Raw genomic sequence first — 20,977 nt, 5'->3', positions numbered from 1 at the left:
CCCGAAGAGCATCCGGGCTTTTCGGCGAAAGGGTGGTTCTGATGACCGGCATGGCGAACACGGGAAAAATCCACTGCGACTGGCAGGAAGGTGCGCTCGGCTCGCCCTGCAATGCCTGCCAGGTCCGTGGCCTGACCATCTGCGCGCCGCTGACGCATGACGATCTGCAGCATATGGTCAGCATCGTCAGCGAGCGGTCGCTGGAGCCCGGCGACACGCTGTTCAGCGAAGGCGACCCCGCCGACCATCTGTTCAACATCACCGCCGGCACCATGATGGTCTATCGGCTGCTGGCCGACGGGCGGCGGCAGGTGACCGGCTTCCTGTTCCCTGGCGATTTCCTGGGGCTGGGCAGCGACAAGATCTATCGCTACAGCGCCGAGGCACTGACGCCGGCGACACTGTGCCGGTTCAAGCGCCCCGCCCTGCAGGAAGCACTTCAGAAGTTCCCAGCGATGGAGCAGCGGCTGTTCGGCATGGCCAGCAACGAGCTGGCGGCGGCGCAGGACCAGATGGTCCTGCTGGGCCGCAAGACAGCGCAGGAGAAGCTGGCCTCCTTCCTGCTGATGCTCTCGAAGCGGGCGGAACGGCGCGGCCAGAAGCCGACCCCGATTCCGCTGGCGATGAACCGGTCGGAAATCGGTGATTATCTCGGCCTCACCATCGAGACCACCAGCCGCGTCTTCACCAAAATGAAGCAGAGCGGCGTGATCGCCCTGCTGCCCTCCAGCCACATCGACATCCGCGATTTCGACGCGCTGGAAGAGATGGCGGAACAGGGCTGAACCAGAGGGATGACCCGGGGCTTTTCCCGGTCTGTTACGCGGCATACTCCTCTCCCCCTGGCCTCTTGATTCAGATCAAAGCCAGGCAGCCCTCTCATCTTTATATTTTCAAATATAAGCCGATAACGGTGGGGCGCTGCCTTTGGCTGCTGCCCGCGGATGGAGGAGCATGCCCATGCCTGATTTCAGCGACCCCGGACTGAACCGCCGCGCCTTCCTGAAAGCCACGCTGGCCGCCACGGCGGGTAGTGCCCTTATGGCAGCGCCTCTGGGCAGGCCATCACAGGCCATCGCACAGGACAAGGCTGTGCGCATCGCCATTGCCGGCGCAGGGGCCGCTGGCCTGGCCGTGGCGGCGCAGCTTTCCCGCCGGCTGAACCGGGCGGAGATCACCCTGATCGATGACCGCGTCACCCACCTCTACCAGCCCGGCTTCACGCTGGTCGCCGCCGGGCTGTGGGGTCCGGAACGGGTGCAATGGGCGAATGCGGATTACATGCCGTCCCGCGTGCGCTGGGTGCGCGCGCGCGTTGCCGCCTTCGACCCGGAAACCAATCGCGTGCTGGCAGAGGACGGTACGGCGGTGCCGTACGATTTCCTGATCGTCGCCACCGGGCTGGACCTGCGCTACGACCTGATCGAGGGCATGGAGCCAGGGCTGATCGGTACAGAGCATCGCATCGGCAGCGTCTATGCCGGGCCGGACGGCGCACTCCACACCTGGCAGGCGATGGCGCAGTTCCGCGAGCAGGGCGGCGATGCCGTGTTCACCCGCCCGCCCGGTGACATGAAATGCGCCGGCGCGCCGCTGAAGATGACCTTCCTGACCGATGACCGGCTGCGCGAGGCCGGCATGCGGTCGCGCGCGCAGGTCACCTACGCCGCGCATGACGGCACGTTGTTCAGCGTGAAACCGGTGAACGAGAAGGTGAAGGAGCTGTTCGCCGGCCGCGACATCGCGGTCGCCTACAGCCATGTGCTGGAAGCGGTCGATCCCGGCCGGCGCATCGCCCGCTTCCGCCACGGCGCGGAGAGCGTGGAGATGCGCTACGACTTCCTGCATGTGGTGCCGCCGATGCGCGCCGCCCCGCCAGTCGCCGACGGGCCGCTGAGCTGGAAGGAAGGCCCGTTCGCCGCCCAGGGCTGGCTGGAAGTGGACCGCGACACGCTGCAGCACCGCCGCTACCCCAATATCTTCGGCGTCGGCGATGTGAATGGCGTGCCGCGCGGCAAGACGGCGGCCAGCGTGAAATGGCAGGCGCCCGTGGCGGTGCAGAACCTGATCGACACCATGGCCGGCAAGCCGCCCAGCGCCCGCTATAACGGCTATACCTCCTGCCCGATGATCACCAGGGTCGGTCAGGCCATGCTGATAGAGTTCGACTATGAGGGGCGGCTGATCCCGACCCTGCCGCTGATCGACCCGCTGGCGGAAAGCTGGGCGGCCTGGATGGTCGAGGAAAAGGCGCTGCGCCCGGTCTATGCGGCCATGCTGCGCGGCTTCGGTTGAGGGGGGAACGCCATGTCCGGCCTGTCGATGGGAAATATCTATTTCACCGCCCTGGAGTTCTTCGGGCTCTGGTTCTTTGCGCTGCTGGCGCTGGCCGCGATCTGGGCCGTGCTGGCGGTCCTGGCCTTGCGCACGGCACCGCCGCCGGATCGCGCGCGCCCGCGTTTCCTGGCGCTGCTGGCCGGGATCGTTGCTGCCATCCTGACGGCGCTGCTGCTGCCGGCCTGGACCGATGCCGGCTTCCACCATGTCGCGGTACTGGCGGATTATGTGCTGCTGATCAGCGGGGCGGCGGGTATCGGCACGGCAGTCGGCATTGCACTGCTGCCGGTCCTGTGGCTGACAGCCCGCCCCAGAAGCTGACTTCAGCCGCGCAGATGGCAGGACACCCAGTGCCCGTCTTTGGTCTGCTTCAGCTCCGGACGTTCGGTGCCGCAGAGCGGCATCTGCTTGATCGGGCAGCGTGTGTGGAAGTGGCAGCCCGGCGGCGGATTGATCGGGCTGGGCACATCGCCCTGCAGCATGATGCGCTTGCGCGCCACCGTCGGGTCGGGGATCGGCACCGCCGACAGCAGCGCCTCGGTATAGGGGTGCAGCGGGTTGGTATAAAGCTCGTTCGCCGGCGCGATCTCCACCACGCGGCCGAGATACATCACGGCGACCCGCGTGCTGATATGCTCCACCACCGACAGATCGTGGGCGATGAACATATAGGTGAGGCTGAACTTCTCCTGCAGGTCTTCCAGCAGGTTGATGACCTGTGCCTGGATCGACACGTCCAGCGCCGAGACCGGCTCGTCGCACACCACCAGCTTCGGGCTGACGGCTAGCGCCCGGGCGATGCCGATGCGCTGGCGCTGCCCGCCAGAGAATTCGTGCGGGTAGCGCCGCATATGGTCGGCATTGAGCCCCACCGTCTCCAGCAGTTCGACGATGCGATCCTCGAACTCGTGGCGGGTCTTCGTCAGATTGTGAATCAGCAGCGCCTCGCCGATGATCGACCCCACCGTCATGCGCGGGTTCAGCGAGGCATAGGGGTCCTGGAAAATGATCTGCATGTCGCGGCGCAGCGCGGCCAGCTCGCCCCGGCCCATCGCCATGACATCCTTGCCCTCGAACCAGATCTCGCCGGCGGTCGGCTCGATCAGCCGCAGGATGCAGCGCCCGGTGGTGGATTTGCCGCAACCCGACTCGCCGACCACGCCCAGCGTCTCGCCAGCGGCAAGCTCAAGACTCACGCCATCCACGGCATGCACCCGGTCCACCTCGCGCCCGAGGATGCCGCCGCGCACGGAGAAATGCTTCACCAGATCCCGGACCTTCAGAAGCGGCTCGGTCATCGCGTCGAATCCTCCGGCTCAGTACAGGACACAGGCCACCTTGTGGCCCGGTTCAATCTCGCGCAGCGGCGGGATTTCCGCCGTGCAGTCGGGGCGCGCCTGCTTGCAGCGCGCGGCGAAACGGCAGCCCGGCGGCGGGTTCAGCAGGCTCGGCACGCTGCCGCCGATTGCCTCCAGCCGGGTCTTCTTCACCGCCGCCAGGTCGATACGCGGGATCGAGCGGATCAGCCCCTGCGTATAGGGATGCAACGGGTTGGCGAAGATGCGCTCGACCGGCGCCTCCTCCACCACCTTGCCGGCATACATGACGACGACGCGCTGCGTCACCTCCGCCACCACGCCCATCGCGTGGGTGATGAGCATGACCGCCATGCCGAGCCGTTCCTTCATCTCGGCCAGCAGGTCGAGAATCTGCGCCTGAATGGTCACGTCCAGCGCCGTGGTCGGCTCGTCGGCGATCAGTAGCTGCGGGTTGCAGGACAGCGCCATGGCGATCATCACGCGCTGGCGCATGCCGCCGGAGAACTGGTGCGGATAGTCGCGCACCCGCCGTTCCGGCGTCGGGATATTCACCAGCCGCAGCATCTCCACCGCCCGGTCCATCGCGTCGCGGCGGCTGAGATTCTCGTGCAGCCGCACCACCTCGGCGATCTGCTCACCCACCGTATAGACCGGGTTCAGGCTGGTCATCGGCTCCTGGAAGACGATGGCGATCTCCTTGGCGCGTATGTCGCGCATTTCGTCGGCATCCAGCTTTACGATGTCGCGGCCACGCCAGAGGATTTCGCCCTCGACGATCTTCGCCGGCGGCATCGGGATCAGCTTCAGCACCGACATGGCGGTGACGGTCTTGCCGCAGCCCGACTCGCCGACCACGCCCAGCGTCTCGCCCCGGTTCAGCGTCAGATCGACGCCATCCACCGCGCGCACCCAGCCATCGTCCGTCTTGAAATGTGTCTTCAGCCCGCGAATGCGCAGCAGGGCGTCACCGCCCGCAGCCGGTTCCGTCATTCCCGGATTCCCCCTACATGACCTTGCGCGGGTCGAGCGCATCGCGCAGCCCGTCGCCGATGAAATTGATGGTGAGCACCGCCAGGAAGATCGCCGCCCCGGCAAAGATCGCCCAGTGCGGTGCGAAGTCGAGATAATCCTTGGCGTCGTACAGCAGCCGGCCCCAGGTCGGGATGTCCGGCGGGAAGCCCAGCCCCAGGAAGGACAGGGTCGATTCGGCGATGATCGCGGCCGCCACGTCGATGGTGCCTGCGACGATCACCGGCCCCAGCGAGTTGGGCAGGATATGGCGCACCACGACGCGCGGCGTGGAAGCACCCAGCGCCCGCGCCGCCTCGACGAATTCCTTCTCGCGCAGCGAGAAGAACTGCGCGCGCACCAGGCGGGCCACCGGCATCCATCGCAACCCGCCGATGACAATGACAATCAGGATGAACACGCCGACCTCCGGCCCGGCGATCTCCTTCAGCACATCGCGGAACAGGTAGATCACCAGCAACAGCAGCGGCAGCTGCGGCAGCGACAGGAACAGGTCGGTAAGCCACATCAGCGCGGTGTCGACGCTGCCGCGCGCGATGCCGGCAATGGCGCCGATCACCGTACCGACCAGCACCGCCACCAGCATGGCCGCCAGCCCGACCGCCAGCGAGATGCGCCCGCCATAGAGCATGCGGGCCAGCAGGTCCTGCCCCAGATCGTCGGTGCCCAGCGGGTGCTTCCAGGACGGGCCTTCAAGCTGCGAGGAGAAGTCGATCTCGTTGATCGGCACCGTCCAGAGGAACGGGCCGATCAGCACGGCCAGCACCATCAGTAGCAGGATGGCGGCACTGGCCACCGCCAGCTTGTGGCGGCGGAAACGGCGCCATGCCTCATGCGCGGGCGAGATGTGCTTCGCCCGGGCAACGGCCGGCACGGCCGCGTCAGCGGTAGGAGATGCGGGGGTCGAGCCAGCCATAGAGCAGGTCCGCGATGAGGTTGAAGAGAATGACGAGGCAGGCGAAGACGAAGGTGACGGCCATGATGACCGGCGTGTCGTTCGCCAGGATGGCGGCGATCAGCAGCGAGCCGATGCCGGGAATGCGGAAGATCTGTTCGGTGACGATGGCGCCGCCGAACACCACCGGCATCTGCAATGCTACCAGCGTGACCACCGGGATGAGCGCGTTGCGCACCACATGCTTCACCACCACCACCCGCTCGCGCAGCCCCTTGGACCGAGCCGTCGTCACGTAATCCAGCCGGATCACGTCAAGCACGGCGGAGCGCACGAAGCGCGTCCAGGACGCCCCCTGGAACAGTCCCAGCACGGCGATCGGCATGATCGACTGCTTGAAATGCTCCCACAGCCAGGCAAGCCCCGTCGCCTCCACGTCCGAGCGATAGACGAAGGGCAGCCAGTCCAGATGGATCGAGAAGATCAGAATGAACAGGATGCCGGTGAAGAAGGTCGGCAGCGAGAAGCCGATGAAGGCGAAGGTGTTGGCGACCTGGTCGAATACCGAATAGGGCCGGGTCGCGGCGATCACGCCGACCGGCAGGGCAATCGCCAGCGCCAGCAGCTGCGACAGGCCGATGATGATCAGCGTCGCTGGCAGGCGCTGCATGATCAGATCGTCAACATCGACACGGCTGACGAAGGAAAAGCCCCAGTCGCCGTTCAGCATGGCGATCAGCCAGCGGACATACCGCTCCCACACCGGATCGTCCAGGCCGAACTGCTCGCGTAGATTCGCGCGCACCTCGGGCGGGATGTTCGGGTTGGTGGCAAGTTCTTCGAAGGGGTCGCCCGGCGCCAGCGCCAGGACGGTGAAAAGCACGATACTGATGCCGAGCAGGCTGGGCAGCGCCACCAGCAGCCGGCGGATGAGATACTGACTCACGGTCGGGTCACTCCGCAGAGAAGCGGGAAAAAGGGCCGGCCATCATGGCCGGCCCCATCCGGAATGGACTTCTCACGCGTCGCGATACCAGCTCCTCACATTCCACAGGCTGCTGTCCCAGCCGCTGGGCTGGCAATGCAGCTTGTTGGAGGCAGCGGCGACACCCGGGCGATAGATCACCGGAATGTTCACCACATTCTCGATCACCAGATCGTTCATGGCGATGAACAAGGCCGCGCGCTTCACCGGGTCCAGTTCGCCCTCCGCCTGGCGGTACAGCTTGTCGTAATCCTCGTTGTACCAGCGGGTGATGTTGCGGCCCTGCCACTTGTTCTCCATCGTGGAAATCTCCCACGTGGTGAACTGGTTCATGAACAGCGCCGGATCGGGCTGCGGCTGGGTCGTCGTGTACATCTGGATGTCGGTATAGAACTTCGTGTAGGTGTCCGGATTGCCGACATCGGAGGAGAAGTACACCGAAGCGGTGATCGACTTCAGCTCCAGCTCGATGCCCGCCTTCTGGCAGGCCTGCTTCACGATGGCCTGGGTCTTCTGGCGCGGTGCATTGATCGAGGTCTGGAAGACCATCTTCAGCTGCTTGCCACCCTTCTCCCGGATGCCGCCGCTGCCGACCTTCCAGCCGCCATCCTCCAGGATCTTGATGGCCTTCTCGACATTGAACTCGAACTTGGTCTTGGAGGAGCGGAAGCGTTCCGGATTGTTCAGGAAGTTGCGGGTAGCAACACCGCCGCGCCCATAGATGTGATCCTGCACCGACTGGCGGTCCACCAGCAGGTTCATCGCCTGCCGCACCGCCGGATCGGTCAGGAACGGGTGCTTGGTCTTCATGCTGGCACGCTCGCCGCCCTCGACCTCGGTCCAGGGATCGGTGTTGTTCAGCTGGATATGCTCGATGGAGCCGCCCTCAAAGACGATGACCTTGCCGCGGCCGCCATCCTCAAGCCGCTTCAGGATCGAATCCTCGACCTGCATGTTCCAGGCATAATCGTACTCGCCGGTCTGGATGACCGCGCGCGCCGCCGACACCGCGTCGCCGCCGCCCTTCATCTCGATGGCATCGAAATAGGGCATGTTGGGCACGTGGTAGTTCGGGTTGCGCTCGCCGCGCACCAGATCGCCCGGCTTGAACTCGACGAACTTGAACGGGCCGGTCCCGACCGGCGCCAGGTTGGCAGGCGCCTCGCGCGACTTCGCCCCGGCATACTCCGCGAACAGATGCTTCGGGATGAGGCAGCCGCGATTGCCGACGAAGGCATCGGCCCAGAACGGCGTGGGCTTGCTGAACATCACCTTCACGGTGTAGGTATCGACCTTCTCCACCTCGACATCGCGGTAGGTGCCGCTGGTCACCGAGGCAGTTGCCGGATCGCGGCCATATTCCCAGTTGAACACGCAGTCGTCGGCAGTGAAGGGCTTGCCGTCATGCCAGGTCACGCCCTGCTTCAGCTTCCAGGTGACGGTCTTGCCATCCTCGGACAGGCCGCCATTTTCCCGCGTCGGGATTTCCGCCGCCAGGATCGGAATCAGCGTGCCGTCCGGCGCCCAGGCCGCCAGCGGCTCATAGAAAACACGCGAGCCGTCCTGGTCCTTCGTGCCGGTCGCGAAATGCGGATTCAGCAACGTCGGCCCCTGCCACCACAGCAGCTTCAGCGTGCCGCCGCCGCCGGCCTTGGTCGGCTTGTACTCCATCGCGCCCTGCGCCAGCGCGACACCGGAAGACAACAGCATCTGGCTCGCCAGCGGGGCGGTCAGCCCCAGCATCACCATGCGGGAAATGAAGCCGCGTCGCGACAGCTTGCCCTGCTTGACCTTGTTGATAAGCCCCCTGAGTTCCCGTTCTTTCATGAGAACCTCCCCCTCGATTGTGGTTTCGAGTGAATGCCCCCACCGACTCCGGGATGGAAACTGTAAGGAGCAATGACATGCTAATGTAGCATTAACCGTCACGCACCCCCTTTTTGCATGCCCCTTACTATTTTATTGCAATGCTGGAATCCGGGATCAGGCGTCGGCCAAAAAGCCTTGGAAATCAGGCGCCTGCCAGGATGCTGGCGATCCGCCTTTCCAGCGATTGCAGCGAGACCGGCTTCACCAGATAGCCGTTCACCCACAGTTTCTTCGCCTGCATTACGGTCTCCTGCTGTGCATCCGCCGTCAGGAAAACCACGGGCGTGTCCTTCACCAGCCCCATCGGCAGGGACCGAAGCCGGTTCAGGAAAGTCAGACCGTCCATCGGCTCCATATGAATGTCACAGAGCACAATGTCGGGGCGGGTGCGCACCACCTCCTTCAGCCCCTCGCCGCCCTCCTTCGCCTCATAGATCAGCTCCACGCCAAGCTGATGGAGCAGCCGGCGGATCAGCACGCGGATGAAATCCTCATCCTCGATGATGACGATCTTCAGTGCCTTGAAATTGACGCTCACCGCGCTCTCCCTGACATGTTCATCCCAAGCTCTTCCCAAGGCCATCCACGGCGGCGCTGAATTCGGCGGCGCTGTCCGGCAGGGTCGAGGCCAGCAGTTCCGCCGTGTCCAGATCGCCGGCATCCAGCACATCCTGCAGGTCCGATGCCGTCTGCCCCAGCCGCACCGCGCCGATGGACAGGGCCGAGCCTTTCAGCGCATGCGCCTCGTGCCGGGCCGCTGCCGCATCGCCGGCCCGAAGCGCCGCCTCCAGCCGGGCGAGGCGCGCCGGCACATCCTCGGCGAAGCGGCGCAGGAAAGCGATGGCCTCCGCATCGATGGCCCCGAAGCTTTCCCCCAGCTGGTCGAGTGACAGGATGTCGGGATCGGCCGCCGGCGCTTTCGGCGCTGCAGGCGCAGGTTGCTCTGACGCGGCGCTCTTCGGCCGGCGCAGCGACTGGGCCTGCGGCAGCATCTCTTCGAGTACCCGCGCCAGCGCCGCGCTGTTGATCGGCTTCGTCAGATAGCCGTCCATGCCGGCCTCGAAACATTGCTGCTCGGTGCCGGCCAGCGCATCGGCGGTCAGGGCCACGATGGGCAGGCGCGCCGTATCCGGCTCCTCCTGCGCGCGGATCGCGGCGGTCAGCTCGAAACCATCCATCTCCGGCATGTGGAAATCGGTCAGCAACAGACCGTAACCGGTTTCCGCCTCCAGCCGGTCGAGCGCCAGCCGGCCATTCGCCGCGACCTCATGCGCGTAGCCGAGCCGCGTCAGATGCCGGCCGATGACGATCTGGTTCGTCGGATTATCCTCCGCGACCAGGATCAGCGCCTGCGCTGACCGCGCCTCCTCCAGCCCGGGCGGTTCCAGTTCTTCCGTTCCAGCCAGCAACTGGCCCCGTGTCAGCAATGCCGCGCGGCCCATCGCGGCGGCGATCGCATTCCACAGCCGCGCGCGGCGCATCGGATGCAGCAGCGTGACCAGCAGCCCTCGCCGCTCTGCCTCGGAAATGGTCGAGAACAGCCGACGCGAGGCGAGCAGCGCCAGCTTCGGGCCATCCCCGCCCAACCTTGTGCGCAGATCGCGCGCCAGTGCCAGCCCCGGCATGTCCGGCAGTGCTGCCTCGATCAGGACCAGATGCGACGGCGTACCGGAAGCGGAAAGCGCCGCCAGCGCCGTGGCGCCATCCGGCCAGACCGACGGCGCGGCTGCCCCGGCGAAGCGCATATAGCCGGCGATGGCATCGGCCAGCGGCGCCGGCACGCCGACCAGCGCCAGCCGCGCATCGGCGATGTCGGCCTCCGGGCGGATACCCGCCTCATCCATCACCGCCATCGGCAGCTCGACCCAGAAGGTCGATCCCTTGCCGGCCTCGCTGTCCACGCCGATGCGGCCGCCCATCATCTCGGTCAGGCGGTGCGAGATCGACAGCCCAAGGCCGGTGCCGCCAAACTTCCGCGCGGTCGAACTATCGGCCTGCATGAAGGGCTGGAACAGCCGGCCCTGCTGCTCCGGGGTCAGCCCGATGCCGCTGTCGATGACCTCCAGCCGGACCGGCAGGGTCGCGCCCGCCGCCGGCTTTGCCGTATCGGGCAGCGACACGCGCAGCGTCACATGGCCTTCTTCGGTGAACTTCACCGCATTGCCGCCGAGATTGAGCAGGATCTGCCGCAGCCGCGTCGGGTCACCCTGCAGCCGCCCCGGCAGGCGCGGATCGATATCGACGATGAGATGCAGCCCCTTCTCCTCCGCCCGCAGCGCCAGCAGGTCACCGACATCCTCGACGATCTCCGACAGGTCGATGGTCAGCATCTCGATGTCCAGCTTGCCGGCCTCGATCTTCGAGAAGTCGAGAATGTCGTTGATGATGCCAAGCAGCGCCGCCGAGGATTGCCGGATGATCGCGCTCATCCCGCGCTGCTCGTCGGTCAGCGGTGTCTGGTCCAGCAGTTCGGCCATCGACATGACGCCATTCATCGGTGTGCGGATTTCGTGGCTCATTGAGGCCAGGAAGTTGGACTTCGCCTCGGTCGCCGCCTCGGCCTGCCGGCGCGCCACCTGCAGCTCGGCATTGGCGTCCGCCAGGGCCTGGCGCTGCGCCTCGATCTTCTGGGCGACGCGGCGGCGCCATTCGAACGCAACCAGCATCAGCAGCATCAGGACCGAGGAGGCGATGGGCATGGCGCTGCCGCGCAGCGCCAGCGCAAACTGACCGCCGGGCGGCGGCGTCAGCTCCAGGCTCCAGGGCGCGCGGGTCAGCTCGTAGCGCGTCGCTCCAGGGGCAGGCGGGCGGTCGTCATACCAGAAGCGCGTGCCATCACGCTCCACCAGGTTGAGATAGCCGTACTCGACCGGGAAACCATTCAGCAGCCGCAGCAAATGATCCAGCGTGATATCGACCGCGACGATTCCCTCGAAGCGTTCGTCGATATAGACCGGGCGACCGATGGTGGTGACCGGTCCCCGACCGCCATCATCCTCATAGACCGGCGTGAAATATTCGGCGCCCCAGGGGTTGAGGGCCGGCGTGCCCAGCTGGAAATAGGGCTCCTCCAGATCCTCGTCGGCATAGGTCAGTTCCGCCGACGGCACCCAGGGATAGACGAACTCGAATCGTCTGGCCGAGACGTAATAGATCCACGGAATATTCGGCAGCCGCTCGGTCGCCAGCCGGAATACCGTGTGCAGCGACAGCGCCATCTCGATTTCGGCCTGAAAGGCGTCGCCCCGCCCTTGCAGCCCGCCAAGGCCGGTAAGATTGCCGATCTCCAGCGGAATGATGCCGCGCGACGGCATGTCGAGATGGTAGCGCCCGTCCGGCTCCTCGGTCAGGGCCAGGTAAAGGTCGCTGGGCGGGGCGAAGTCGGGCCGGTTGATTCGGTAATCGATGGCCAGCTTCTGCATCAGCTCGACCAGCACCTTCGCCGTGCCGACCATGTAATCGACACGGCCCCGCACGCGCAGCGCCTGTTCATCGATCCTTTCGGCAACGCGCGCCTGCTCTTCGTGGACACTGTAGGCAGCAAAGCCGACGGCCCCTGCCGCCACTGCCAGATAACAGGCCAAAAGCGCAGCCGGCGCGATCCGCATGCTCCTCGACCTCTCTTCAGCTGTCTGCCCGGTCGGCACCCTGGCGCCGTCAGGAGGCGATGCGGTTTCGCCGCGACCATCAAAGGATTGGCTTTAACTAAAATCGCAGCAAGCAACGCCCGTCAATCTTCACTTGACGAAATCCCATATATGGGAAATTTTCCCCTTTATGGAAGAAGCACTCCTCGAAGACACCTCCATCGATGACCGGCTGGCCCAGCGCCTGCGCGCACTGCGGGGCGAGCGCGGCTGGACGCTGGACGAGCTGGCGGAACGCAGCGGCGTCAGCCGCGCCACCCTGTCGCGGCTGGAAAAGGCGGAGGTCAGCCCAACCGCCAAGGTGCTGGGCCAGCTCTGCGCGGCCTATGGCATGACGCTGTCGCGCCTGATGCATCTGGTGGAAGCGGAATTCACCCCGCTGCTGCCACGCGCGGCGCAGCCGGTCTGGCATGACCCCGACAGCGGATTCCACCGCCGCTCCGTCTCGCCACCGGCGCAGGCGCTGGCCGGCGAGGTGCTGGAAGGCACGCTCGATCCCGGCGCGCGCATAGACTATCCCCGGCCACCGCGTCCGGGGCTGGAGCATCATCTGGTGCTGCTGGACGGCGCGCTGGAGGTAACTGTCGGGGGACGAACCCATTCGCTGCGGCCGGGCGACTGCCTGCGCTACCAGCTGTTCGGCGAAAGCGTCTTCGCCACGCCCGCCCGGCAGGGTGCACGCTATCTCATCTTCATCCTGTGAGGGCAATCATGCTGGCCACCGCGCAGAACGATATCTCCATCCTTCCGGCCGATGCTTTCGCCGACAGTCTCGGCGAACTGACCGCGCTGCTGCATGCCTGCGTCAGCGCCGGGGCCAGCATCAGCTTCATACAGCCCTTCGGGCTGGCGGACAGCGAGGCCTTCTGGCGGCGCAAGGTACAGCCAGGCCTGGCCGATGGCAGCCGCATCCTGTTCGTCGCGCGGCATGAGAGGCTGCTGGCTGGATCGGTACAGCTCAATCTCGACACGCCGCCGAACCAGCCGCACCGGGCGGAGGTGAACAAGCTGATCGTGCATCCCGAGTGCCGGCGCCTCGGCATCGCACGATCCCTGATGCTGGCGCTGGAGGCTGAGGCCCGCGCGCGCGGCCGCAGCCTCATCACCCTGGACACCCGAACCGGCGACAAGGCGGAACCACTCTACACCTCGCTGGGATACCAGACAGCCGGCATCGTTCCAGACTATTCCCGCGACGTCGCCATCGACCGGCTGGACGCGACCACGATCATGTACAAGCGGCTTTAGGCCGGATCGAGCTTCAGGCTTTCCAGCCGGGCGCGGATCTCGTCGCGCGCCACGCGGAAGCGCGCGCGGAAATCCTCTGGCGTCAGCGCGGGGTCGGTCGAGGCCGGGTCGGCAATCGGCCAGTGCAACCGCTGCACCCGGCCGGGCAGGACCGGGCAGACCTCCTCGGCGCAGAGCGTGATGACGAGGTCGAGCCCCTCCGGGTCAATGCCATCGACCGATTTCGAGTGCTGGCCGCTGATATCGATGCCCAGCTCGGCCATCGCCTCGATGGCATAGGGATTGACGCGCGACGGGGCGGAGCCGGCGCTCATCACCGTCGCCCGGCTACCGAACAGGTCGCGGGCCAGCCCCTCGGCCATCTGGCTGCGGGCGGAATTTGCGACACACAGGAACAGGATATTCATCGCCGGGCCTCCTGGGGATGCAGCGGCGGGGTGCTGTCGTTCGCAGCGTCCGCCGTGTCGGGGAAATGCCGCTTCGTCCGGTTGGCGAAGGCGACCAGCGACAGCATCACCGGCACCTCCACCAGCACGCCGACGACAGTGACCAGCGCCGCCCCGGAATTGAGGCCGAACAGGCCGATGGCCACGGCGACCGCCAGCTCGAAGAAGTTCGAGGTGCCGATCAGGGCGCAGGGTGCTGCGATATTGTGCGGCACCCGCCATGCCCAGGCGGCAGCATAGGCGATGGCGAAGATGCCGTAGGACTGGATCAGCAGCGGCACGGCGATCAGCCCGATCAGCAACGGCTTGTCGAGAATGACATGCCCCTGGAAACCGAACAGCAGCACCACCGTCGCCAGCAGGCCCAGGATCGAGAAGGGTTTTACCGCCGCGATGAAGCGGGCGACCCGCACTTCACCGCCACTACCGTTATTGGCCTTGCCGACCAGTGCCGCACGGGTTGCCGCACCCGCCGCCAACGGGATCACGACATAGAGCAGGACGGAGAGCAGCAGCGTCTCCCACGGCACCTGCAAATCGGTGACGCCCAGCAGCAGCGCCACGATGGGCGCGAAGGCGAAGATCATGATGATGTCGTTCAGCGACACCTGGACCAGCGTGTAATTGGGATCACCGCGTGTCAGCTGCGACCAGATGAACACCATCGCCGTGCAGGGTGCCGCCCCCAGTAGGATCAGCCCGGCGATATACTGGCCGGCATCCGCCGGGTCGATCACATCGGCGAACAGGAATTCGAAGAACAGCACGCCCAGCGCCGCCATGGTGAAGGGCTTGATCAGCCAGTTCACCACGACCGTGATGACCAGCCCCTTGGGCCGCCTGTGGATGTGCCGCAGGCTGGCGAAATCCACCGCCACCATCATCGGATAGACCATCGCCCAGATCAGCACGCCGACGGCCAGATTGACCGAGGCGTACTCCCAGCCGGCGACGGTCTGGAACAGGCCCGGCCACAGGCTGCCGAGCACGATTCCGGCGAGGATGCACAAGGCAACCCAGAGCGAGAGGTAGCGGTCGAAGAGCGACATGGGGTGCCTCGATTGGCCGAATCAGCAGGAGGGGGCGGTGGTGTCGCCGTCCCCGGAGAGGGCAGCGAGCAGGGCGACCAGCGGGGCGAGGCTGTCCGGGTTCAGCGAGTAGCAGACGCGCGGATGCTCGATCTGGCCGGTAATGATCCCGGCGGCCTTCAGGATTCGCAGATGCTCCGACACGGTGGACTGGGCCAGCCCGACCTCATCGACAATGTCGCAGCCGATGCAGGATTGCTTTGCCATCAGCACCCGGACGATGTGGATACGCGCCGGATGGCCAAGCGCCTTGGCGATAGCCGCCACGGCCTCGTCATCTTTGTCAAAGCCCGCATCGGGCCGCGGGGCCAGCAGCGTAGTCATGCCGCAACCTCATTTTCGTTTATCGTCGATTGACGATACATAAAGGCTGAGAGTGTACCCGTCAATGCTGCCGCGCGGCACCCGGAAGGCAGCCCGCGCCGATGGCGACTACTTCATCGTGCCGGTCAGCCGATCCTTAAGCTTGTACCAGTTCATCATCACCGGCAGGAACCAGGGCTTCCCATTATAGAAGGGGATGCGCCGGAAGGCGTCGCTGTAGAAGGCCGAGGGCTCGTCCCGCTCCAGCACGAGGGCGGCCGCCTTCATGCCCATCCAGCGCGCCCACACGACGCCGGAGCCGCAGAAGCCGGCGGCATAGACAATGCCGTCCTGCACCGTCAGCTTCGGCAGCTGGTCCATCGGGAAGGCAACGAAGCCGCCCCAGTGATGCGTCAGCTGCACCTTGTCCAGTTCCGGGAAGATTTCGATCAGCCCCTGGCGCAGCCGCTCGCGCGCCTCCGCCGTGTCGCTGGCATAGCGCCGGCCACCCAGCAGGATGCGCGTACCATCGGGCGAGGGCCGGTAATAATAGCCGAGCTGCCGTGTCTCGCCATGCATCTGGCGCTTCGGCATCAGCTTCTGCATCAGGTTCGGGCTGAGCGGTTCCGTCGCGATCATCTCGGAAATCACCGGCACGAGGCGGCGGCGCAGCCAGGGCAGGCCCTTGTCGGTATAGCCATTGGTGGCGACGATGACATGCGCCGCCTGGATCTTGCCCTTCGGAGTCGTCACCTCGAAGGTGGTACCGGTGCGGCGGATGTTGGTGACGCCGACACCGCTATGGATCGCGGCCCCGGCCGCCTCGGCAACGCCGCGCAGCGCACGGTGCAGCTTCGCCGGATGAACGCCGCCTATATCGGCGCGGCGCACGCCGCCATGATAGAGGTCGGAGCCGATCTCATCCTGCATGTCCAGGCGCTCGACGATCACCGGCTCGACGCCGATATGCTCGTGCAGCAGCGCCATTTCCCGCTTCATCGTGTCCAGGATTTCCGGCCGCATCGCCCCGGTGAAGCGGCCGGTCGGCTGGAAATCGCAATCCAGCTTCTCCGCCTCAATGAAGGCGTAGAGTTCCTCGCGGGCCGCCACGCCCTCGGCATAGATGGCCTTCGCCTTCTCCAGCCCGTATTTCGAGATGAGGCTGGAAAAGGAATGCCGGATATTGCCGCTGGTGATGCCGCCATTGCGGCTGGACGCGCCATCGCCCGGGCGGTCACGTTCCAGCACCACGACCTCGCGGCCCGCCCGCGCCAGCGGGATCGCCGCCCCCATGCCGGCATAGCCGCCGCCGACCACCACGACATCGGCCCTGGCCGGCAGCGCCCCTGTTGATGCCGCCGCGGGTTCAGCTTCTTCCCACCAATAGGGCATGTCGGGACGGGCGCTCATGACGGGACCTCACATCATCTGGCAGGGTGGGACAGGCAATGCAGAACGCATGCCTGATACCGCGAAGTCTGCGCCGGCTTTCGCACCTGCGCAATGCCCGTCCCGTCATGGGCGCATGAATCAGCCCTCGTTCAGGGCTTTGGGTTCAGGGCTTTGGCATGATGGGCGATATGGTCGCCGATGAAGCTGGCGATGAAGTAGTAGCTGTGGCCATAGCCGGGCTGCATCCGCAGTTCCAGCGGATGGCCGACCCGCGCCGCCTCTGCCTCGAAAATCTCCGGTTTCAGCTGCTTCTCCAGAAAATCGTCAGCATCACCCTGGTCGATCAGGATCGGCAGCCGCTCCCGCGCCCCTCCCAGCAGGGCCGTCGCGTCATAGGCGGCCCATTCCGCCTCGTTCTCGCCCAGATAGGCGGCAAACGCCTTGCGGCCCCAGGGTACCTGCGACGGGGCGACAATCGGCGCGAAGGCGGAGACCGCCTTGTAACGCCCCGGATTGCGCAGCGCGATGACCAACGCGCCATGCCCTCCCATCGAGTGCCCCGTGATGCCGCGCCGGTCATCGACCGGGAAATGCGCTTCGATCAGCGCCGGCAGCTCCTCAACGATATAGTCGTACATCCGGTAATGGGGCGACCAGGGAGCCTGCGTGGCGTTCAGGTAGAACCCCGCCCCCTTGCCCAGATCATAGGCCGGATCATCCGCAACATCGCCGCCGCGCGGGCTGGTGTCCGGCGCCACCAGAACCACCCCCTGTTCCGCCGCATAGCGCTGCGCGCCGGCCTTGGTGATGAAATTCTGCTCGGTGCAGGTCAGGCCCGACAGCCAGTAGATCACGGGCAGCCGCGCCCCCTCGGCATGAGGGGGTACATAGACGGCGACATTCATCGCACAGCCAAGCGTGCGGGACTCGTGCCGCCAGACCTGCTGCGTGCCGCCAAAGGCGCGGTTGCTTTCGGTAAGTTCCATGTCGCTTCCTTGTGCGCCGCCGGTCAGTAATGGACGACGGAGCGGATCGACTTGCCCTCATGCATCAGGTCGAAGGCCTCGTTGATCCGGTCCAGCGCCATGGTGTGGGTGACGAAGGGCGCCAGCTCGATCTTGCCCTTCATCGCGTCCTCGACCATGCCGGGCAGCTGGCTGCGGCCCTTCACCCCGCCGAAGGCGGTGCCCATCCAGCGCCGCCCGGTCACCAGCTGGAACGGGCGGGTGGAGATTTCCTGCCCCGCACCGGCAACACCGATAATGACCGACTGGCCCCAGCCGCGATGCGCGCATTCCAGCGCGGCGCGCATGACATTCACATTGCCGATGCACTCGAAGGAATGATCGACGCCCCAGCCCGTCATCTCGACGATGACCTGCTGGATCGGCTTGTCGTGATCCTTCGGATTCACGCAGTCGGTAGCGCCGAACTGCTTTGCCAGCTCGAACTTGCCCGGATTGGTGTCGATGGCGATGATCCGCCCCGCCTTCGCCTGGCGGGCGCCCTGGATGACCGCAAGGCCGATACCGCCCAGCCCGAACACGGCGACCGAATCGCCTTCCTGCACCCTGGCGGTGTTGTGCACCGCGCCGATGCCGGTGGTGACGCCGCAGCCCAGCAGGCAAACCTGCTCGTGATTGGCTTCCGGGTTGATCTTCGCCAGCGAGACTTCGGCCACCACCGTGTACTCGCTGAAAGTGGAGCAGCCCATATAGTGATAGACAGGCTCGCCCTTGTAGGAGAAGCGCGTGGTGCCGTCCGGCATGACGCCCTTGCCCTGGGTGGCGCGCACGGCGACGCACAGATTGGTCTTGCCGGAGGTGCAGAATTCGCACTTCCCGCATTCGGCGGTGTAGAGCGGGATCACATGGTCGCCCGGCTTCACCGAGGTGACGCCCGCGCCGACCTCCAGCACGATGCCGGCCCCCTCATGCCCCAGTACGCAGGGGAAGAGGCCTTCCGGGTCCTCGCCCGACAGGGTAAAGGCGTCGGTATGGCACACGCCGGTATGGGTGACCTGGATCAGCACCTCGCCCTTCTGTGGCGGGGCGACATCGATCTCGACGATCTCCAGCGGCTTTCCGGGACCGAAGGCGACGGCGGCGCGGGATTTCATGATGCTCTCTCCATCTGGTGGCTGTTGTCGTTGGCGTCTGTGCCGCCGATTCTCATTTCAGGTAACTGCGGACGAGGCCGAGAAGCTCGTGCTGCCGCACATCCACCCCCTCACCGGGAGCTGGAAACTCCTCGCGGATATAGGCTTCCAGCACCTCGGCCATCAGCCCGTTGATGGCGCCGCGCACGGCGGCGATCTGCTGCAGCACCGGCCCGCACGCAGCGCCGGAATCGAGCGCGCGCTCCAACGCCTCGCACTGGCCGCGGATACGGCGGACGCGGGCGAGCACACGCTTCTTCTCTTCCGGATCGTTCGGCATGAATGCCTCAGGCCTGGGGTATATACTCCCCCGACAGTATAGGCCGGCCGGCGGCTGAGGCAACCACAGCCGGCGACTGACGGCTTCACCCATCCGGGCTAGCCGCTGACCGCTATCGCTTCCGTTTCCGTGCGGTTCTAGTCCGCCTGTTCCGTTGGCTTCGCCTTGTTCAGCGGCTCCGGTGTGGGCTGGTTGCTGTGCAGCCGGTCCAGGCCCGACATGATGTCGCCCTGTACCTGTTCGGACAGGCGTTCGACATCGCGCTGGCGGATATCCTCCGCGGCCTCCTCGATCTCGGATTCGGCACAGCCCAGGACGCGGAGGCCCTCGGCGCCCATCAGATAGGCGGATTCGACCGTCTCCCGGATCTCATATGCCACACCGGCGCGGATGAGATCGATGGAATGGCCACGATCGTAGCTGCGCACCAGCAGCTTCGCCTGCGGAAACTCGTGCTGCGCCAGCTCCACGATCTGTAACGCGGCCTTCCGGTCATCAATGCAGACCATGATCGCATCGGCCGTGCCGGCACCGGAATGATGCAGCGTGTCGAGCCGGGTGCCGTCGCCGAAGAAGACCTTGAAGCCAAATCGGCCGGCATCACGAATCCGGTCCGGGTCGCGGTCGATGACGGAAAGGCTGACGCCCCGGGACAGCAGCAATTGGGAGGCGATCTGGCCGAAGCGGCCGAAGCCGATCATCAGGATGCGCCCCTTCAGGTCGCGGGCGACATCGACACCCTCCATGGAGGGTTCGTTGCGCAGCAACCGGTCGGCCATCAGCATGAAAAGCGGCGTCATCGCCATGGAAAGGATAACGACAGTGACGAACAGCGCATTTTCCCGCGCATCGATCACGCCGCCCGAGGTCGCGGCGGCATAGAGCACGAAGGCAAATTCACCGCCTTGCAGGAACATCGATGTCCGGCGCAGCGCTTGATGGTTGGAACTGCCGAACAGGCGCGCGACGCCATAGACCATGATGCCCTTGGCGACAGTGAAGGCCGCCAGCATCGCCAGAAGGAGCTGCCATTCCACCGCGACGACCGACAGGTCGAGCGACATGCCGACGGCAAGGAAGAACAGCCCCATCAGCAGGCCGCGAAACGGCTCGATATCGCTTTCGATCTGATGGCGGTAGCTCGAACTCGACAGCATCACGCCAGCCAGGAAGGCGCCCATCGCCATCGACAGGCCAACGGCATCCATCAGCAGTGCGGCTCCCAGAACCACCAGCAGCGCGCCGGCGGTCAGCACCTCGCGCGTCCGCGCCCGCGCCAGCAGGGCGAAGAACGGGTTCAGGCCCCAGTGCGACACCCCCAGCAGTGCCAGCAGCGCGCCGACCGCCAGAAGGGCGTCCATCCATCCCGCCTCGCCCTGTGCCAGCGGCGACAGGAAGGCGACGACGCCCAGCAGCGGCACGATCATCAGATCCTCGAACAGCAGGATCGAGACCGATTTCTGGCCTTCCAGGCTGGCGATTTCGCCGCGGTCCTGCAGCACCGACATGATGACAGCGGTCGAGGACAGGACGAAACCCGCCCCGGCGACAAAGGCCACCTGAGCGGAAAAGCCGAAGATCGCCGCCCCTGTCAGCGCCAGGGCGGCGGTGGCGAGGGCAACCTGGACAAGACCCAACCCGAAGATCTGGCCGCGCATCGTCCAGAGCTTTTGCGGGCGCAGTTCCAGTCCGATCACGAACAGGAACATCACCACGCCAAGTTCGGAGAAATGCAGGATCGACTGCGCATCGGTGAACAGGCCCAGCACCGAGGGACCGACCAGCAGGCCGGCGGCGAAATAGCCCAGCACCGATCCAAGACCGATCCGCCGGAACAGCGGCACGGCGACAACAGCCGCCCCCATCAGGACAACCGCCGGTCCGATGATTTGCCCCAGGCTCGCTTCTGCCATCCGCCTGCCTTCTGAATGTTGTGCCGGCAACCGGTAAAGACTATGGCCTATTCCGGCAGGTTCGGCGA

The 20,977-nt window shown here is 65.7% G+C and carries 20 protein-coding genes; 5 read left to right on the top strand and 15 right to left on the bottom strand.

What is annotated here, in order from left to right:
• The first annotated feature begins 41 nt into the window (after positions 1-41).
• The 3 genes from P24_RS14335 (at position 42) to P24_RS14325 (ending at position 2,658) form a co-directional block, all read left to right on the top strand.
• Positions 42-785, top strand: a complete 744-nt coding sequence (locus P24_RS14335) for a cyclic nucleotide-binding domain-containing protein (protein WP_008945456.1) — start codon at positions 42-44, stop codon at positions 783-785.
• A gap of 175 nt (positions 786-960) precedes the next feature.
• Positions 961-2,295, top strand: a complete 1,335-nt coding sequence (locus P24_RS14330; RefSeq protein WP_008945455.1) for an NAD(P)/FAD-dependent oxidoreductase — start codon at positions 961-963, stop codon at positions 2,293-2,295.
• Positions 2,296-2,307: 12 nt separating this feature from the next.
• Positions 2,308-2,658 (top strand): hypothetical protein, encoded by a 351-nt coding sequence (locus P24_RS14325; protein ID WP_008945454.1) that lies wholly within the window; start codon positions 2,308-2,310, stop codon positions 2,656-2,658.
• 2 nt (positions 2,659-2,660) lie between these two features.
• Here the strand turns inward: P24_RS14325 and P24_RS14320 are convergent, their stop codons facing one another.
• From P24_RS14320 to P24_RS14290, 7 genes are all read right to left on the bottom strand, one after another.
• Positions 2,661-3,635, bottom strand: coding sequence for an ABC transporter ATP-binding protein (locus P24_RS14320; RefSeq protein WP_008945453.1), 975 nt, complete (start codon positions 3,633-3,635; stop codon positions 2,661-2,663).
• 18 nt (positions 3,636-3,653) lie between these two features.
• Positions 3,654-4,646, bottom strand: a complete 993-nt coding sequence (locus tag P24_RS14315) for an ABC transporter ATP-binding protein (RefSeq protein WP_008945452.1) — start codon at positions 4,644-4,646, stop codon at positions 3,654-3,656.
• Positions 4,647-4,659: 13 nt separating this feature from the next.
• Entirely contained in the window at positions 4,660-5,559 is a 900-nt protein-coding gene (locus P24_RS14310) for an ABC transporter permease (RefSeq protein WP_008945451.1), read from the bottom strand.
• A gap of 7 nt (positions 5,560-5,566) precedes the next feature.
• A complete protein-coding gene (locus P24_RS14305) occupies positions 5,567-6,526 on the bottom strand; it encodes an ABC transporter permease (RefSeq protein ID WP_008945450.1) in 960 nt (319 codons plus the stop codon).
• A 72-nt stretch (positions 6,527-6,598) separates the two neighbouring features.
• Positions 6,599-8,392 carry a peptide ABC transporter substrate-binding protein gene (locus P24_RS14300; protein WP_008945449.1) on the bottom strand — a complete coding sequence of 598 codons (1,794 nt, stop codon included), beginning with the start codon at positions 8,390-8,392 and terminating at the stop codon, positions 6,599-6,601.
• Between the two features lie 184 nt (positions 8,393-8,576).
• Positions 8,577-8,972, bottom strand: a complete 396-nt coding sequence (locus P24_RS14295; RefSeq protein ID WP_008945448.1) for a response regulator — start codon at positions 8,970-8,972, stop codon at positions 8,577-8,579.
• Positions 8,973-8,991: 19 nt separating this feature from the next.
• On the bottom strand, positions 8,992-12,042 hold the full coding sequence (locus P24_RS14290; protein ID WP_008945447.1) for an ATP-binding protein: 3,051 nt from the start codon (positions 12,040-12,042) through the stop codon (positions 8,992-8,994).
• A 169-nt stretch (positions 12,043-12,211) separates the two neighbouring features.
• Here P24_RS14290 and P24_RS14285 point away from each other — a divergent pair, with 169 nt between their 5' ends.
• Both P24_RS14285 and P24_RS14280 read left to right on the top strand, forming a co-directional pair.
• Positions 12,212-12,784, top strand: a complete 573-nt coding sequence (locus P24_RS14285) for a helix-turn-helix domain-containing protein (protein ID WP_008945446.1) — start codon at positions 12,212-12,214, stop codon at positions 12,782-12,784.
• 8 nt (positions 12,785-12,792) lie between these two features.
• Positions 12,793-13,329 (top strand): GNAT family N-acetyltransferase, encoded by a 537-nt coding sequence (locus tag P24_RS14280; protein WP_008945445.1) that lies wholly within the window; start codon positions 12,793-12,795, stop codon positions 13,327-13,329.
• Here the strand turns inward: P24_RS14280 and P24_RS14275 are convergent.
• The 8 genes from P24_RS14275 to P24_RS14240 form a co-directional block, all read right to left on the bottom strand.
• Complete coding sequence (locus P24_RS14275; RefSeq protein WP_008945444.1) at positions 13,326-13,736, bottom strand: arsenate reductase ArsC; 411 nt, start codon at positions 13,734-13,736, stop codon at positions 13,326-13,328. The genes P24_RS14280 and P24_RS14275 overlap by 4 nt on opposite strands.
• Positions 13,733-14,824: an ACR3 family arsenite efflux transporter gene (arsB, locus tag P24_RS14270; RefSeq protein WP_008945443.1), complete on the bottom strand. Its 1,092-nt coding sequence runs from the start codon at positions 14,822-14,824 to the stop codon at positions 13,733-13,735. The genes P24_RS14275 and arsB overlap by 4 nt, the downstream gene beginning before the upstream one ends.
• 21 nt (positions 14,825-14,845) lie before the next feature.
• Positions 14,846-15,187: an ArsR/SmtB family transcription factor gene (locus tag P24_RS14265; protein WP_008945442.1), complete on the bottom strand. Its 342-nt coding sequence runs from the start codon at positions 15,185-15,187 to the stop codon at positions 14,846-14,848.
• A gap of 108 nt (positions 15,188-15,295) precedes the next feature.
• Entirely contained in the window at positions 15,296-16,576 is a 1,281-nt protein-coding gene (locus P24_RS14260) for an NAD(P)/FAD-dependent oxidoreductase (RefSeq protein ID WP_008945441.1), read from the bottom strand.
• A gap of 131 nt (positions 16,577-16,707) precedes the next feature.
• Positions 16,708-17,544: an S-formylglutathione hydrolase gene (gene fghA, locus P24_RS14255; protein WP_008945440.1), complete on the bottom strand. Its 837-nt coding sequence runs from the start codon at positions 17,542-17,544 to the stop codon at positions 16,708-16,710.
• A gap of 23 nt (positions 17,545-17,567) precedes the next feature.
• Positions 17,568-18,677 carry an S-(hydroxymethyl)glutathione dehydrogenase/class III alcohol dehydrogenase gene (locus tag P24_RS14250; protein ID WP_008945439.1) on the bottom strand — a complete coding sequence of 370 codons (1,110 nt, stop codon included), beginning with the start codon at positions 18,675-18,677 and terminating at the stop codon, positions 17,568-17,570.
• A 52-nt stretch (positions 18,678-18,729) separates the two neighbouring features.
• Entirely contained in the window at positions 18,730-18,996 is a 267-nt protein-coding gene (locus P24_RS14245) for a metal/formaldehyde-sensitive transcriptional repressor (RefSeq protein WP_008945438.1), read from the bottom strand.
• Positions 18,997-19,133: 137 nt separating this feature from the next.
• The gene (locus P24_RS14240) at positions 19,134-20,909 is read right to left on the bottom strand and encodes a monovalent cation:proton antiporter-2 (CPA2) family protein (RefSeq protein ID WP_008945437.1); all 1,776 of its coding nucleotides are present in this window, start codon (positions 20,907-20,909) and stop codon (positions 19,134-19,136) included.
• Positions 20,910-20,977 lie beyond the last annotated feature (68 nt).

This window comes from Oceanibaculum indicum P24 (genome assembly GCF_000299935.1).
Lineage (GTDB): Bacteria > Pseudomonadota > Alphaproteobacteria > Oceanibaculales > Oceanibaculaceae > Oceanibaculum > Oceanibaculum indicum.
Note: the sequence above shows the minus strand (reverse complement) of the source record. Positions and strands in the feature narration are given on the sequence as shown.

What these genes read in the sequence shown, in the direction of transcription:
- P24_RS14335 (WP_008945456.1), top strand. Translation starts at nt 42, where the DNA reads ATGACCGGCATGGCGAACACGGGAAAAATCCACTGCGACTGGCAGGAA.
- P24_RS14330 (WP_008945455.1), top strand. Translation starts at nt 961, where the DNA reads ATGCCTGATTTCAGCGACCCCGGACTGAACCGCCGCGCCTTCCTGAAA.
- P24_RS14325 (WP_008945454.1), top strand. Translation starts at nt 2,308, where the DNA reads ATGTCCGGCCTGTCGATGGGAAATATCTATTTCACCGCCCTGGAGTTC.
- P24_RS14320 (WP_008945453.1), bottom strand. Translation starts at nt 3,635, where the DNA reads ATGACCGAGCCGCTTCTGAAGGTCCGGGATCTGGTGAAGCATTTCTCC.
- P24_RS14315 (WP_008945452.1), bottom strand. Translation starts at nt 4,646, where the DNA reads ATGACGGAACCGGCTGCGGGCGGTGACGCCCTGCTGCGCATTCGCGGG.
- P24_RS14300 (WP_008945449.1), bottom strand. Translation starts at nt 8,392, where the DNA reads ATGAAAGAACGGGAACTCAGGGGGCTTATCAACAAGGTCAAGCAGGGC.
- P24_RS14290 (WP_008945447.1), bottom strand. Translation starts at nt 12,042, where the DNA reads ATGCGGATCGCGCCGGCTGCGCTTTTGGCCTGTTATCTGGCAGTGGCG.
- P24_RS14285 (WP_008945446.1), top strand. Translation starts at nt 12,212, where the DNA reads ATGGAAGAAGCACTCCTCGAAGACACCTCCATCGATGACCGGCTGGCC.
- P24_RS14280 (WP_008945445.1), top strand. Translation starts at nt 12,793, where the DNA reads ATGCTGGCCACCGCGCAGAACGATATCTCCATCCTTCCGGCCGATGCT.
- P24_RS14275 (WP_008945444.1), bottom strand. Translation starts at nt 13,736, where the DNA reads ATGAATATCCTGTTCCTGTGTGTCGCAAATTCCGCCCGCAGCCAGATG.
- arsB (WP_008945443.1), bottom strand. Translation starts at nt 14,824, where the DNA reads ATGTCGCTCTTCGACCGCTACCTCTCGCTCTGGGTTGCCTTGTGCATC.
- P24_RS14265 (WP_008945442.1), bottom strand. Translation starts at nt 15,187, where the DNA reads ATGACTACGCTGCTGGCCCCGCGGCCCGATGCGGGCTTTGACAAAGAT.
- P24_RS14260 (WP_008945441.1), bottom strand. Translation starts at nt 16,576, where the DNA reads ATGAGCGCCCGTCCCGACATGCCCTATTGGTGGGAAGAAGCTGAACCC.
- fghA (WP_008945440.1), bottom strand. Translation starts at nt 17,544, where the DNA reads ATGGAACTTACCGAAAGCAACCGCGCCTTTGGCGGCACGCAGCAGGTC.
- P24_RS14250 (WP_008945439.1), bottom strand. Translation starts at nt 18,677, where the DNA reads ATGAAATCCCGCGCCGCCGTCGCCTTCGGTCCCGGAAAGCCGCTGGAG.
- P24_RS14245 (WP_008945438.1), bottom strand. Translation starts at nt 18,996, where the DNA reads ATGCCGAACGATCCGGAAGAGAAGAAGCGTGTGCTCGCCCGCGTCCGC.
- P24_RS14240 (WP_008945437.1), bottom strand. Translation starts at nt 20,909, where the DNA reads ATGGCAGAAGCGAGCCTGGGGCAAATCATCGGACCGGCGGTTGTCCTG.